The sequence below is a fragment of the Actinoallomurus oryzae genome (assembly GCF_039541955.1).
Taxonomy (GTDB): Bacteria; Actinomycetota; Actinomycetes; order Streptosporangiales; family Streptosporangiaceae; genus Actinoallomurus; species Actinoallomurus oryzae.
On sequence record NZ_BAABHF010000019.1, the window covers coordinates 628,153 to 641,659 of the forward strand.

Consider the following 13,507-nt stretch of genomic DNA (forward strand, 5'->3'; position numbering starts at 1 on the left):
CGGGAGGGCCGATGAAGGACGGCTCGCTGATCGCGCTCGTGGCGCTGGGAGCCTTCCATGGCCTCAATCCGGGGATGGGGTGGCTGTTCGCGGTCGGCCGCGGGCTGCAGGAACGGTCGCGGGCACTCGTGCTCCAGTCGCTGCCGGCGATCGCCGCCGGGCACGCCGCGTCGGTGTTCGTCGTCGCCGCCGTCGTGACACTGACCGGGTCGGTGCTGACCTCGCGCGTGGTCTCGATCGGCGGAGGAGTGGTGCTCGTCGGGTTCGGCCTGTGGCGGCTGCTGTCGAGCCGGCACTTCCGCTGGGTGGGCATGCGGCTGTCGCTGTGGCAGCTCGCCGGCTGGTCGTTCCTGATGTCGTCGGCGCACGGGGCGGGCCTGATGCTGCTGCCGGTGCTGACCCATGGTTCGGTGTCGGTCCCCCACGCCCACTCCCACGGGATAACCGGGGGCGCCGGCGACGCGGTGTCCGCGGCGATCTTCGTGACGATCGTGCACACGCTCGCGATGCTCGCCGTCGCGGGGATCATCGCCGTTCTCGTCTACGAGGTGGTGGGCCTGACCATCCTGCGGCGCGCGTGGTTCAACCTCGACCGGCTCTGGGCGGCGGCGCTCATCGCGGCCGGAGCGACCACGCTGCTTCTCGCCTCCTGAGCGGTGCCCCGCCCCCGGCTCCGTACGCGCCGGGGGCGGGCCGTCCGTCAGTGACCTTCCGGAGGCGAACCACTGACCAGGCCGCTCCGCACCGGATACCCGGTCAGTGGCGGCTGGACGCGGCCCACAGGTTGATGCCCGCCTCGACCGCGTCGGCGTCGATGGCGGCGAGTTCCTCGTCGGCGAAGCCGAGGTTGTCCAGGGCGCCGAGGCTGTCCTCGAGCTGGGCGACGCTGCTGGCGCCGATCAGCGCCGAGGTGACCCGCGGGTCGCGCAGCGTCCAGGCGAGCGCCATCTGCGCGAGCGACTGGCCGCGCTCGCCGGCCATCGCGTTGAGCTTCCGGACGTGGGCGAGGGTCTCGTCGGTGAGCAGGTCGGGCGACAGCGACTTGCCCTGGCTGGCCCGCGACCCCTCGGGGACGCCGTTCAGGTACTTGTCGGTCAGCATGCCCTGGGCCAGCGGCGAGAAGGCGATGCAGCCCGCGCCCACCTGCTCCAGCGTGTCGAGCAGGCCGCCTTCGATCCAGCGGTTGAGCATGGAGTACGAGGGCTGGTGGATCAGCAGCGGGGTGCCCATGTCCTTGAGGATCGCCGCGGCCTCCTCCGTACGCTCCGGGGAGTAGGAGGAGATGCCGGCGTACAGCGCCTTGCCCGACCGTACGGCGTGGTCCAGGGCGCCCATCGTCTCCTCGAGGGGCGTTTCGGGGTCGAAACGGTGGCTGTAGAAGATGTCGACGTACTCGACGCCCATCCGCTTGAGCGACTGGTCGAGGCTCGCCAGGAGGTACTTGCGGGACCCCCACTCGCCGTACGGGCCGGGCCACATGTCGTAGCCCGCCTTCGTGGAGATGATCAGCTCATCCCGGTACGGGCGGAAGTCCTGGGCGAAGATCTGCCCGAAGTTCGTCTCGGCCGAGCCGTACGGCGGCCCGTAGTTGTTGGCGAGGTCGAAGTGGGTGACCCCGAGGTCGAACGCCCGGCGCAGAATGGCCCGCTGCGTCTCGATCGGCTTGTCGTCCCCGAAGTTGTGCCACAGCCCGAGGGAGATGGCGGGCAGCTTGAGCCCGCTCCGCCCGGTGCGGCGGTAGGAGATCTGGTCGTACCTGTTGTCGGCGGCCTCATAACTCATAACACGCAGTCTGCCGTGCGGCCTGACGCACCAGAACGGCGAGGTCGGTGTACGACGCGCGAACGATGCCGCAAGATGGGGAGAGACAGGGGAATCGTCACAGGAATAAGCTGAATGAGCACGCATCGTGACGGAGACGTACCTCATATGCACGACGTGACCAGCGCACTGGAGTACTGGCCGTCTCCGCCACCTTGGGGATGGACCGCCGACGACATGGATCGTCTGCCCTCCGACGGCCCGAACGGCGAGCCATGGTGTTCACCACGGCAAGCTGAGCGTCGCGGCGCCGGTCGAGATGACCGTCGACCTGGACGCGCTGCCGCGGTAGGTCAGCGCCGCGGTGGGGCGGTGGAGCCGCGGACGATGAGCTCGCCGGGCAGGGAGACGTCCGGCGGTGCGTGGCCGTCGAGGCGTTCGAGGAGGGCGGCCATCGCCCGGGCGCCGAGGCGTTCGGCCGGGAGGCGGATGGTGGTCAGTTCCGGTTCGAGGGCGCTGGCGACGAGGATGTCGTCGAAGCCGGTGACCGACACGTCGCGCGGCACGTCCAGGCCGAGGTGGCGGGCGGCCTTGTAGGCGCCGGCGGCGATCAGGTCGTCGTCGCAGACCACGGCCGTGGGCCGGTCCGGGCGGTCGAGCAGTGCCAGCGCGGCCTCACGGGCGGCGGCCACGTCGATCGCGCAGTGTTCGCGGCCGGTCAGCGCTCCCGTCTCGGTGAGAACCTCGGCCCGCACGTGGAAGGTCCAGGTGTCGACGGCGGCGGCGAGGTGCCCGAGACGGCGGTGCCCGAGGCCGGCGAGGTGCCGGGTGATCGCCCGCATGCCGCCGGCGACGTCGAAGTTGACCGAGGGCGCCGGGTCGGCCGGGTCGTTGTCCAGGACGACGATCGGCACGTCGCCGAAGCCCGCGACGCCCCCGCCGAGCGAGGAGGCGAGCACGCCGTCGATGGCCTCGATGTCGACCGGGCTGCGCGCCGGGGTCGCGTCGTCGTCCCACGGGTGGACGACGATGCCGAACCCGCGGTCCCTGGCGACCCGGGCGGCGCCCGTGTAGACGGCGCCGAAGATCGGGCTGACCAGCGTGGGGACCACGAACAGCACCGTACGCGTGCGGCCGAGCCGCAGGTTGCGCGCGGCGAGGTTGGGCCGGTAGCCCAGCCGGCGCGCCGCCTCGCGCACCGCCTGTCCGGTCTCCGGTTTGACCCGGCCCTCGGCCTTGCCGGCGAGCACGAGTGACACGGTCGACTGCGACACGCCCGCGACACGTGCCACGTCGCGGCTGGTCGGTCTCTTGGACACCTGTCAACAGTAGAGCCAAGGCGCCCGCCGTGATACGTATGACGTCAACGCCTTCGTAATACGTATGACGGGAACCCATGCGCGCCTATCTCGACTTCCTGCGGCGGCCGTACGCCGCCCGCCTGCTCGGCGGCACGCTCCTCGGCCGGCTGCCCAACGGCATGGGCGCGCTGGCGATCGTGCTGTTCGCCCGCGCGCACGGCGGCGACTACACGCTCGCAGGCGCCCTGTCGGCGCTGTACGGGCTGGCGATGGCGGCGGGCCAGCCGGTGATCGGCCGGGCGATGGACCGGTTCGGCCAGCCGCTCATCCTGACGGCGAGCGCGGTGGCGGCCGCCGCCGGGTTCGCGTCGCTCGCCGTGGCCGGGCTGCGCCCGCTGCCGGTCGCGATCGCCGGGGTGCTGGTGGCCGGATTCTTCACGCCACCGCTGGAGGCCGGGCTGCGCGCGCTGTGGCCGTCGGTGCTGCCCGGAGAGACGGAGGTCCAGGCGGCGTACGCGCTGGACGCCGCCTCGCAGGAACTGCTGTTCACCTGCGGGCCGCTCATCGTCATCGCCGCCGCCACGCTCTCCGAGGAGGCGGCGGTGCTGCTCACCGGCCTGCTGGGCGTGGCCGGCACGCTCGTCGTGACCTCCTCCCGGCCCTCCCGCGCCTGGCGCGGCGAGGGCGGCGGCGGACACTGGGCGGGGCCGCTGCGCTCCCCCGGCATCCGGGTGCTCATCGCCGCGCTGACCTTCGTCGGCGTCGCCCTCGGCGTGATCAGCGTCGCCGTCGTGACGTACGCGGACGCGCGCCACGTCTCGTACGCCTCGGGACTGCTGCTCGCGCTGATGGCGGGCGGCGCGTTCGCCGGCGGGGTGACGTACGGGGTGCGGCCCCGGTCCGGCCCGGCGTACCGGCGGCTCGTCCTGCTGATGACGGGCCTGGCGGCCGGCTATCTGCCGCTGATGTGGGCGCCGCCGCTGCCGCTCATGGTGGTGCTGACCCCGCTCAGCGGCGTCTTCCTCGCCCCCGTGCTGGCGTGCACGTTCACGCTGGTGGACGGGCTCGCGCCGCGCGGCACGGTGACCGAGGCGTTCGCGTGGCTGGTGACGGCGTTCGGGGTGGGCAGCGCGGCGGGCTCGGCTCTCGCGGGCCTGGCGGGCGACGCGGCGGGGGTGCACGGGGCGTTCGCGGTCGCGGGCGCGGGCGGCGTCCTGGGTCTGCTGACCCTGATCACCGGCGGCCCGATCCGCCCGGACCCGTACCCGGCCGGCTCGACGGAATCCGCCCCCTGACGCGCCGGCGAATCCGGGTTATGTTGGACGGCGACAGCGGGAGCCCGGGCGGACCGGGCTGAGAGTGCGGCTGTTCGCCCGATGCGGGCGACGCGCCGCAGACCGAAGAACCTGACCCGGGTAATGCCGGCGTAGGGAGTGGTCCTTCATCGTGGACGGTTCTGTTTCGCACGCCCGCAAGACGTACCTGACCTCGGACAGCGGGCTCAAGGTGCCGATGCGGGCGATCTCACTGACCAATGGCGGATCGGTGCGGCTGTACGACACCTCCGGCCCGTACACCGACCCCTCGTACGAGGTCGACGTCGAGCGCGGGCTGCCCGCGCTGCGTTCCGCCTGGATCGCCCGGCGCGGCGACACGGCGGCCTACGAGGGACGGGCCGTACGCCCCGAGGACGACGGCCGCGCCGCCGGCCCGGCCCGTATGCCGTCCCGTGCTCCGGCACGGTCACCGCGGCGGGCCACCGGCGGTGCGGTCACCCAGCGGGCGTACGCACGACGGGGGGAGATCACCGCCGAGATGGAGTTCGTCGCGCTGCGCGAGGGGGTGGAGGCGTCCTTCGTCCGGGACGAGATCGCCGCCGGGCGGGCCGTGCTGCCCGCCAACGTCAACCACCCCGAGACGGAGCCGATGATCATCGGCCGGAACTTCCTGGTCAAGGTCAACGCCAACATCGGCAACTCCGCCGTCGGCTCTTCTTCCCGGCCGGCCGGCCCCGACCGGCCCGACCTCCCCGCCTCCATCGCCGATGAGGTCGAGAAGATGACCTGGGCGACCCGGTGGGGCGCGGACACGATCATGGACCTGTCGACCGGACCGGACATCCACACCACCCGGGAGTGGATCCTACGCAACTCCCCCGTCCCGGTCGGTACCGTCCCGATCTACCAGGCGTTGGAGAAGGTCGGGGGCGACCCGGCCGAGCTCACCTACGAGCTGTTCCGCGACACGGTCATCGAGCAGGCCGAACAGGGCGTCGACTACATGACGGTCCACGCGGCGGTGCTGCTGTCGTACGTGCCGCTGACCACGCGGCGCAGGACCGGAATCGTCTCCCGTGGGGGCTCCATCATGGCCGCGTGGTGTCTGGCCCACCATCGGGAGAACTTCCTCTACACCAACTTCCGCGAGCTCTGCGAGATCTTCGCCGCGTACGACATCACCTGGTCGCTCGGCGACGGATTGCGACCGGGCTCCATCTCCGACGCCAATGACGAAGCCCAGTTCGCCGAGCTGAGGACCCAGGGAGAGCTCACGAAGATCGCCGCCTCGTACGACAACCAGGTGATGAACGAGGGGCCGGGGCATGTGCCGATGCACAAGATCAAGGCGAACGTCGACCTGCAACGGGAGCTCTGCGACGACGCGCCCTTCTACACTCTGGGCCCCCTGACCACCGACATCGCCCCCGGCTACGACCACATCACCTCGGCCGTCGGCGCCGCGATGATCGGCTGGTACGGCACGGCGATGCTCTGCTACGTCACGCCCAAGGAGCACCTCGGCCTGCCGGACCGGGACGACGTCAAGGCCGGGCTGATCGCCTACAAGATCGCCGCGCACGCGGCCGACCTGGCCAAGGGACACCCGGGCGCGCAGGCATGGGACGACGCCCTGTCCGACGCGCGCTTCGAGTTCCGCTGGGAGGACCAGTTCAACCTGGCTCTGGACCCGGACACGGCGCGGGCCTTCCACGACGAGACCCTTCCCGCGGCTCCCGCCAAGACCGCCCACTTCTGCTCGATGTGCGGCCCCAAGTTCTGCGCCATGAAGATCAGCCAGGACGTGCGGCGCTACGCCGAGGAGCGCGGGCTCACCCAGGACGAGGCCCTGACCGCGGGGATGAGGGAGAAGTCGGACGAGTTCCACGCCGCCGGAGGCCGCATCTACCTGCCCATCCATCCCGACTAGACCGCTCCGGGAGGGGTCCCCGGTTTCGGGGTTACGGTGCCTGCCACGGCGCGGCCGTACGACCGGGCCGCGCCGCCCTACCCGGCCCGAGGAGGCGCCCCGGTGAGCGAGACCGCTCGGATCCCTGACGGCAGGCCGCAGCGCATGCCCGCGAAGGTCAAGTTGGCGGCTGCGGGCCTGTGGTTCGAAACGGCTCTCTTCGTGGTCGCGGTGGCCGGCATGTTCATGGCCGCCCATGACCGGAGTTCCCACGGCCAGAGCGGCGCCGGGCAGATGGTCCTGGCCGGGCTGTTCCTCGTGCCGATCGCCGGATTCTGGGGCGGGTGTGCCCTCGCCTCGGTGCTCCGCGCGTACTGGGTGCGGGTGGTGACGGTCTGCCTTCAGGCCTGCTTCGTATTCGGCGGGCTCGTCGTGCTGGCCGTCGCCCTCGCGGTTCAGGACGCCGCCGGGATCGTGGTCGCGTTCGTCTTCCTCGCCGTACCGGCCGCCGTCATCGGACTGTCGTTCACATCGGACGCACGGGAGTGGTTCCGCCGCTGACACCAGCCGCGGTCGGCGGCGTCGGCGGCCCTCGTCCCGGCCGCGGGAAGCCTGACGCGGCGAAACCCCCCCCGGTCCGGCTCTGCGGTTCGGCGGCTACGTCAACGGGGCGGTTCGATCTCGGCCGGGACCGGTCAGCCTCATCGCCAGGAGATCAACCGGGATGGTAGGACGACAACGTTGTCATGATCTCCTGACTCCGGCGGTGAGCGATGAGAGCCTCCATCCCCTTCACACGCAGAGCGTTCCTCGGCACCCTGACGGCGGCCGGTGGCCTGGCGGTCGCGGGTCTCCCGGCCGGTCCGGCGAGGGCGGCCGGGCACCACAACTGGCACAAGGTCGCCGACGACGTACGGGCCGAGCTGCGGCACGCCTGGACCTCCTACCGGCGGTACGCGTGGGGCCACGACCAGTTGCTTCCGGTGAGCGGCGGGCACAGCGAGTTCTTCGACGCCGGGCATCCGGTCGGGCTGAGCATCGTCGAGGCGCTCGGCACGCTCTACTTCATGGGCCTGGACGACGAGCTCGCCGACGGGGTGCGATGGGTGGGCGACCACCTGGACTTCGCCGGGGTCAACGCCGACGTCCAGGTCTTCGAGACCAACATCCGCATGGTCGGCGGGCTGCTGTCGGGCTACCTGTGCACGGGAGAGCGGGTCCTGCTCGAGCAGGCGCGGACGATCGCCGACATCCTCCTGCCCTGTTTCACCGAGTCGCCCACCGGCCTGCCGTACCGCCGGGTCAACCCGTCGACGGGGCACATCACCGGGAACGTCAACGTGCTCGCCGAGGTGGGCACGATCATCGCCGAGTTCGGCACGCTGTCGCGGCTGGTGCACGACTCCCGCTACTTCGACGCGGCGAAGAAGGCGCTGCGCGCGGTGTACGACCGGCGCTCCCCGCTCGACCTGGTCGGCACGGAGATCAACATCGAGACGGGGGCGTGGACGGACTCCAGCGCCCGCGTCGACCCGCCGGTGGACTCGTTCTTCGAGTACCTCTGGGACGGCTGGGACCTGTTCCGCGATCGCGACATCAAGCACTGGTACGACACGCTGACCAGGGCCGTACTGCGGCACGAGGAGGAGCGCCTCGGCGGTGAGCTGTGGTTCCACCGGGCCGACATGACGACCGGCGCGGCCCTCGGGCGCGAGACGTCGGAGCTGACGAGCTTCTACGCCGGCCTCCTGGGCCAGAGCGGCCACCTGCGCGAGGGCGAGGCGTACCACTCGGCGTGGGCGTCGGTGCTGTCGTCGTACACGCTGCTGCCCGAGGGGTACGACTACGGCACGGGCAAGGCGACCGACCCGGGCAACCAGCTCCGGCCGGAGTACGTGGACGCGGCGTTCAACCTGTGGCTGCTGACCGGCAAGGAGCTCTACCGGGAGCGGGCGTACGACTACTACCTCCGGCAGAAGCGCGCCTCGCGGGTGGCGAACGGCTGGACGATCGCCACGGACGTCACCGCCTCACCGGTCAAGCTCGGCGATCTGACTCCCGGGTACTGGTGGGCGGAGCAGATGAAGTACTGGTATCTGATGTTCGCCGACAGCCGGCGGTTCGACTACGAGGACAACTACCTGTCGACGGAGGGCGCGGTGCTACGCGGCGTCATCCGGCACTGAACGGCCGGAGACCCGTGACCGAACCGCTCGAGCCACCGAGGCTGGTCCGGCCGACGCCGGCCGTACGCGAGTCGTTCCTGGCCGGTGAACGCGCCGACTGCCTGCTGGAAGGAAGATCCACCGAGTGGCTCGACGCGGCCGGCGACGACTTCGACGCCTTCGTCGCGGAGCGGCGCGGAGTCCAGATCCGCTGGGCCGTACCGTGCACGACCTTCTGGTACGTCTCAGGAGAGCAGTACCTCGGCACGCTCATCGTCCGACATCGCCTGACGCCGGAACTGGCCGAGGTAGGCGGCCACGTCGGCTATCGCGTCGTCGCGCCGTGGCGGCGACGAGGTCACGCGACGAGGATGCTCGCGGCCGGGCTGGTGGAGTGTGCGCGCCTCGGCATCAGCCGGGCCCTCCTCACCTGTGCCCGTCACAATGAGGCGTCACGCCGGGTGATCCTCGCCAACGGCGGGGTGCCCGACCGTCCGGCCCGCGGCGAGGATCGCTTCTGGATCGCCCTCGACGGCCGTTCCGGCGCCGGTGAAGCGGAAGACGGGCGAGGCGGCGCGCCCGAACGATGATCGGAACAGGCTTCCACCCAACCCGGGCCGTACCGCGGCGCGGATGGTGGAGCGTGCACGGCTCACGGTCCTGATCTCGCGGCAGGGCCGTGGGCCGGGTACGGCCCGAGCGTCCGACAGGGCCCCCGGCCGCCGGGAGGTCGCTCCCGGCGGAGGCTCGGGCCGATTCCTCGCACTGCTGAGCGGGCACCTCGGGTCATGTTGTGCCCGCCATGCGCCGGCGGGTGCGGGCGGGTGCGGAGGAGGGTAGCGCGGCGAGGATGTCGGCGAGCGAGGTCGCGGCGAGGCTGCGCCGCCAGGCTTCATGGGCCTCGCCCATCTTCTCGGCGAGGATGCAGGTGTTCCGGCAGTCCTCGGGGGGTAGCGCCCCTCGCCCCTGCTGGCGGATCTCGCGGCACTCGTAGGGCGAGGACGCGCCGTCGACCGCCTCGACCATCTGCAGGAGCGTGATCTCGGCGGCAGGACGGGCCAGCCGGAACCCGCCCCGGGGGCCCGTCGTCGCCGTCAGCACGCCACTCCTGACGAGCGCCTGGAGTTGCTTGGCCAGGTAGGCCGCCGGCAGGTCGAAGTACTGCGCGAGCTGGGCTGCCGACGCGGTGGCGCCCGGGTCGAGCTGTGCCAGCGTCGTGGCGCAGTGCAGGAGCCATTCGGTGCTCACGGGCAGCTTCATGATCCCGATCCTATCGCAGATATTGCGGATCCTTTTAGTCCGAGATAGCGTCGGACCTCCTACGAGAGACGAGGAGATTCATCATGCGGATCGCCGTCGCCGGCGCGACCGGGAACATCGGAACCCTCACCATCGCCGCCCTCCAGCGGGACGGCCACGACGTCGTACGCATCAGCCGCTCGCTCGGCGTCGACCTGGTGACCGGCGACGGCCTCGACGCGGCCCTGGCCGGCGTCGAGGCCGTCATCGACGTCACGAGCTCCAACGCGACCGACCCCGCCGAGACGGTGGCCTTCTTCGGCGGCGCCACGCGGAACCTGCTCGCCGCCGAGGAGCGCGCCGGGGTGAGTCACCACGTCCTGCTGTCGATCGCCGGGCTCCACCGCGTCAAGGGAAACGCGCACTACTTCGGCAAGCGCGAGCAGGAACGCCTGGTCGCCGCGGGGCCGGTGCCGTGGACGATCGTTCCGGCCACGCAGTTCCACGACTTCGCCGCGATGGTGGCGAGCTGGACCGAGCAGGACGGCGTGACCACGATCCCGCCGCTGCTCATCCAGCCGATCGCGCCCGCGGACGTCGCCGACATCCTCGCCGAGGTCGCCACGGGCACTCCGCAGGGGAGTCATCGCGACGTCGCCGGGCCCGAGCCCCAGGACCTGGTGGACATGGCCCGGCGCACCTACCAGGCGCGCGGCCGTACGGTGAAGGTCGTGCCGACCTGGTCCGGGCTGTTCGGCCCGGACATGGCGGGCGACGCTCTCCTGGCCGGAGAGGACGCCCGCATCGCGCCGACCACCTTCGACGAGTGGCTCGCGACACTCTGACCAGGACAGACGCCGGGGGTACGACCGCAGGCCGTGCGCTGGCGCGCCTACATCCTCGCTCTTGGTGAGTCCGCGATGCGTCCCGGTTCGGCCAGAACGTATCGCTCGCCATGACGTTCGGACATGCTCAGGAAGTGGCCGAACACAGACCGAAGGCGGTCGGGGTCATGTGCGTCGCACTGCTCACGGCCGCTGCCGGCTGCGGCGGCGGTGCGAAGGACCATCCGGGCCAGGTGCGCGCGGTCTGCGGGAAATATGTGAAGGATCGGGTGAAGCCACCGGTGACTTTCTCGTACGAGAAGGTGGCGATCGGGGCTGTGCGCTCGCGAGCCACGTTGCACGGCATCGCCGAAATGGCGATCGCATCGCCGGCGCCGGGCGGACTTGGACCAACGCGGATTCGCCGGTCGTTCACGTGCTCGGTGCGGCGGAACCATGGCCGGTGGCGGCTGGTGGCGTTGACCGGTCTGAACAGCTGACAGAACTACGGCGTCGGCCTCGGTCGGCGGAACGCGGGCCGGGCCCACTCGATCGCCGCAGCGAGCCGGCGGTCAGCCGAACGCGGGCAGGGTCACACGCGCTCCGCCCGACGACGCGGTGGCGTGGACCTCGATGGCCGCCGACGCCACGCGTTTCGGTACGTCGAACACCAGGATGAGCGACCCGGTGGCACCCGTCCTCCCCGGCAGGGAGAGCGCCGCCGTGTCGCCGGCGTTGACGGTGGCGTCGTGGTCGACCGCGTACCTCTTGCCGCCGGCGCGGAGGAACTGATCGGCCGGGTCCACGTGCCGTGGCCGGCCGGCGCGGTTGGTGACGCTCACGCGAACGTTCACGAACTTGCCGGTCGGGACCGTCTCCCCCGCCACGCCCTGGGAGTTGGCGGTGGTGTCGACGTAGGCCACGCGGAACGCCAGGTCGCCGTCGGTCACGGTCGTCCCGGCCGGCCGTGTCGGCGGGGCCGCGGTCCACCGGTGGATCGCCGTCCAGCCGACGCCGACGAGGACGGCGGCCATTGCCAGCCCCAGCAGGATGAGGAACGCGACCAACAGCGGATTCGCCCGCCGCGTCGGCGTGTCGAAGGCCTGGGAAATCATTGGCGTCTCCAGAGTGGGGCGGGCGCCCGGGGGGACGACCCGACGCGCGGCCATGCGAGCGCCAGCATAGAAGGCGACAGGTGGCCGCAGACGGAACTCCGCCTCACCGACGAAACGGCAACCGGGAATGTGGTTCCGGGAGAAGTCCCGGGCCGATCCCAGGTATCCGCGCTTTTGAAGAAGCCCCGCGCCCTAAGATGCAGCATCCTCGTGGGGGTCCGCCGAACCGCCAGGTGTGAGCAACCCGTTCTCCGCGAACGCCTCCCGTGCTCCCGGAACATCCAGGACTCCTGCGCCTTCGAACAGCCTGAGGCTGTGACGACAAGCACGCCGCATCCTGATCAGTACTTCCTCCGCTGGATAAGACGCCTCGATCACACGCTCCACCACCGGGGCGGAAAGGCCGGCAAGACGAAGAGACGTGCGTACGGGTGCTGTCTGTGGCCAGAGGCACGCCCTTATCAACTCCGGCAGGCACCGCCCGACCCGCGCCTTGAGGCCGCTGTCGAGCTGGTACCAGAGTTGATCGAACAGGGCCGCGAAGAAGGCGTGGTGGCGACCCTCGTCACGCGCATGGTCGCGGATGGTGTCGCGGACCAGGGGCACGAACGCTGCGGTCGCCTGGAACCTCACTCAGAATCGCTGTTATCAGAGTCTCGAAGACGACCACCTGCAGCGTCCGCGCGAGCACCGGAAGATCAGCCAGTGCCCGATCGCCGATCTCGTCCAGATGATCGATGAACGGCTGAATGTTGAAATTATGGAAGGGAACTCCGGTCGCACTTTCCACTTGTTTTATGACATCAAAGCCATAAAGTGCATGATAGCCCTCATCACAGTAGATCTGATAGGCCTCTAATCTCTGCTCCGCAGAAACGGCGAAGCCGACTGGCTTTCGCCGATGATCGCGTCTGGAGCTCTGTCGTGCCGTTGGGCAGCGGTCTACTCCTTTGCGGTCGGCGCCGATCCAGCAATGAATAAGGAGATCGTCATGCACATCAACGTTGTCGAATCGTTGGCTCAGCCGGTCGGCGAGCTTTGGCGCGACCTGCAGGCGAAAGAAACGAAGGACGGCTTCTTCTCGGTCGCCGCGCCCCTCTCCAGCACTCCCCGTCCCATCTACCGCTGGATAGTCGACAATGCTTCCATGTTCGAGAGATGGAAAGCCGTCCGGTTCGTTCTCATGGACGAGCAGATCGAGGGTTCGAGCGTTCCGTTTCGCTATATATCACCGGAAGACCCCGCAAGCTACGAGAGGTTCGCCATGCAGAACCTGTTGATTCCACTTGAGGGCAAGACCGGCACGGCAGTGCGGCTGGAAAAGCCGGATCTGGATCGGTTGGAAACATTTTCTCCGAAAATAAATCTGTTGATGGTCGCGCTCGGGGTTCGCGGCAACTACGCCAACGTGATGCCAGGAACAGACATCAATACCGGCTGGCATGTGACACGACTCATTGAAGAGTTTCGTCAGGTGCACACCCAGGCGTCGAGCGATTCGTATGCCGGCGCGGCATTCCGGGAATTCGGCATGTCTCTCGGGCCGCAGCAAGTCCTGGAGGCCGACAACGTCGTCGTCATCATCAGCGGTAGCAAGAAGCGGGCGCTCGCCGAAGAGCTCCTCTCCTACAAAGCCTTCACGCCCGAATTTCCGCTCTCGATCATCCACGAGCCCTCCGTGCGTCAGCGGGTGCAGATCTTCGCCACTCCGGATACCGGAATTCGACTCTGACCTGCGCGTAAAAGGCGCGCGAGCCTATAGCTCGCGTGGGCGTGCCGCCGGCCGCGAATACGCGGCCAGACACCGGCGGGTGACGGATGGCCGGTGACGAGCGACGAGCGACGAGCGACGAGCGACGAGCGACGAGCGACGAGCGACGAGCGACGAGCGACGGTAGCACCCTCGCCGCCGACCG

General features: G+C 70.0%; 14 protein-coding genes. 9 read left to right on the plus strand and 5 right to left on the minus strand.

All coding sequences use genetic code 11. The annotated features are described in order from the left end of the window. The first annotated feature begins 11 nt into the window (after nucleotides 1-11). Nucleotides 12-653 carry a hypothetical protein gene (locus tag ABEA10_RS17050; protein WP_345464694.1) on the plus strand — a complete coding sequence of 214 codons (642 nt, stop codon included), beginning with the start codon at nucleotides 12-14 and terminating at the stop codon, nucleotides 651-653. Between the two features lie 103 nt (nucleotides 654-756). Here ABEA10_RS17050 and mgrA read toward each other — a convergent pair whose 3' ends face one another. Together mgrA and ABEA10_RS17060 are read right to left on the minus strand one after the other, a co-directional pair. Beyond that, nucleotides 757-1,782, minus strand: coding sequence for an L-glyceraldehyde 3-phosphate reductase (mgrA, locus tag ABEA10_RS17055; protein ID WP_345464696.1), 1,026 nt, complete (start codon nucleotides 1,780-1,782; stop codon nucleotides 757-759). A 332-nt stretch (nucleotides 1,783-2,114) separates the two neighbouring features. Next, on the minus strand, nucleotides 2,115-3,080 hold the full coding sequence (locus tag ABEA10_RS17060) for a LacI family DNA-binding transcriptional regulator (protein WP_345464699.1): 966 nt from the start codon (nucleotides 3,078-3,080) through the stop codon (nucleotides 2,115-2,117). A 77-nt stretch (nucleotides 3,081-3,157) separates the two neighbouring features. Here ABEA10_RS17060 and ABEA10_RS17065 point away from each other — a divergent pair, with 77 nt between their 5' ends. From ABEA10_RS17065 to ABEA10_RS17085, 5 genes are all read left to right on the plus strand, one after another. After that, a complete protein-coding gene (locus ABEA10_RS17065; protein ID WP_345464702.1) occupies nucleotides 3,158-4,357 on the plus strand; it encodes an MFS transporter in 1,200 nt (399 codons plus the stop codon). Between the two features lie 148 nt (nucleotides 4,358-4,505). Then, entirely contained in the window at nucleotides 4,506-6,269 is a 1,764-nt protein-coding gene (gene thiC / locus ABEA10_RS17070; RefSeq protein WP_345465159.1) for a phosphomethylpyrimidine synthase ThiC, read from the plus strand. A 102-nt stretch (nucleotides 6,270-6,371) separates the two neighbouring features. After that, nucleotides 6,372-6,809 carry a hypothetical protein gene (locus ABEA10_RS17075; protein WP_345464705.1) on the plus strand — a complete coding sequence of 146 codons (438 nt, stop codon included), beginning with the start codon at nucleotides 6,372-6,374 and terminating at the stop codon, nucleotides 6,807-6,809. A gap of 212 nt (nucleotides 6,810-7,021) precedes the next feature. After that, on the plus strand, nucleotides 7,022-8,434 hold the full coding sequence (locus tag ABEA10_RS17080; protein ID WP_345464708.1) for a glycoside hydrolase family 47 protein: 1,413 nt from the start codon (nucleotides 7,022-7,024) through the stop codon (nucleotides 8,432-8,434). Between the two features lie 14 nt (nucleotides 8,435-8,448). Continuing rightward, nucleotides 8,449-9,003 (plus strand): GNAT family N-acetyltransferase, encoded by a 555-nt coding sequence (locus ABEA10_RS17085; protein ID WP_345464711.1) that lies wholly within the window; start codon nucleotides 8,449-8,451, stop codon nucleotides 9,001-9,003. Between the two features lie 196 nt (nucleotides 9,004-9,199). Here the strand turns inward: ABEA10_RS17085 and ABEA10_RS17090 are convergent, their stop codons facing one another. Next, nucleotides 9,200-9,673, minus strand: a complete 474-nt coding sequence (locus tag ABEA10_RS17090) for an RrF2 family transcriptional regulator (protein ID WP_345464714.1) — start codon at nucleotides 9,671-9,673, stop codon at nucleotides 9,200-9,202. Between the two features lie 83 nt (nucleotides 9,674-9,756). Between ABEA10_RS17090 and ABEA10_RS17095 the strand changes: the two genes are divergently transcribed. Together ABEA10_RS17095 and ABEA10_RS17100 are read left to right on the plus strand one after the other, a co-directional pair. After that, nucleotides 9,757-10,497: an SDR family oxidoreductase gene (locus ABEA10_RS17095; RefSeq protein WP_345464717.1), complete on the plus strand. Its 741-nt coding sequence runs from the start codon at nucleotides 9,757-9,759 to the stop codon at nucleotides 10,495-10,497. A gap of 110 nt (nucleotides 10,498-10,607) precedes the next feature. Then, the gene (locus tag ABEA10_RS17100) at nucleotides 10,608-10,976 is read left to right on the plus strand and encodes a hypothetical protein (protein ID WP_345464719.1); all 369 of its coding nucleotides are present in this window, start codon (nucleotides 10,608-10,610) and stop codon (nucleotides 10,974-10,976) included. Between the two features lie 72 nt (nucleotides 10,977-11,048). On the opposite strand, the gene ABEA10_RS17105 is transcribed toward ABEA10_RS17100, so the two are convergent. Both ABEA10_RS17105 and ABEA10_RS17110 read right to left on the minus strand, forming a co-directional pair. Continuing rightward, a complete protein-coding gene (locus ABEA10_RS17105) occupies nucleotides 11,049-11,591 on the minus strand; it encodes a DUF4352 domain-containing protein (RefSeq protein WP_345464721.1) in 543 nt (180 codons plus the stop codon). 565 nt (nucleotides 11,592-12,156) lie between these two features. After that, nucleotides 12,157-12,588 carry a hypothetical protein gene (locus ABEA10_RS17110; protein ID WP_345464723.1) on the minus strand — a complete coding sequence of 144 codons (432 nt, stop codon included), beginning with the start codon at nucleotides 12,586-12,588 and terminating at the stop codon, nucleotides 12,157-12,159. On the opposite strand from ABEA10_RS17110, the gene ABEA10_RS17115 reads away from it, so the two are divergent. After that, entirely contained in the window at nucleotides 12,583-13,323 is a 741-nt protein-coding gene (locus ABEA10_RS17115; protein ID WP_345464725.1) for a 6-phosphogluconolactonase, read from the plus strand. The two genes, ABEA10_RS17110 and ABEA10_RS17115, sit on opposite strands and share 6 nt — an antisense overlap. Nucleotides 13,324-13,507: the final 184 nt, after the last annotated feature.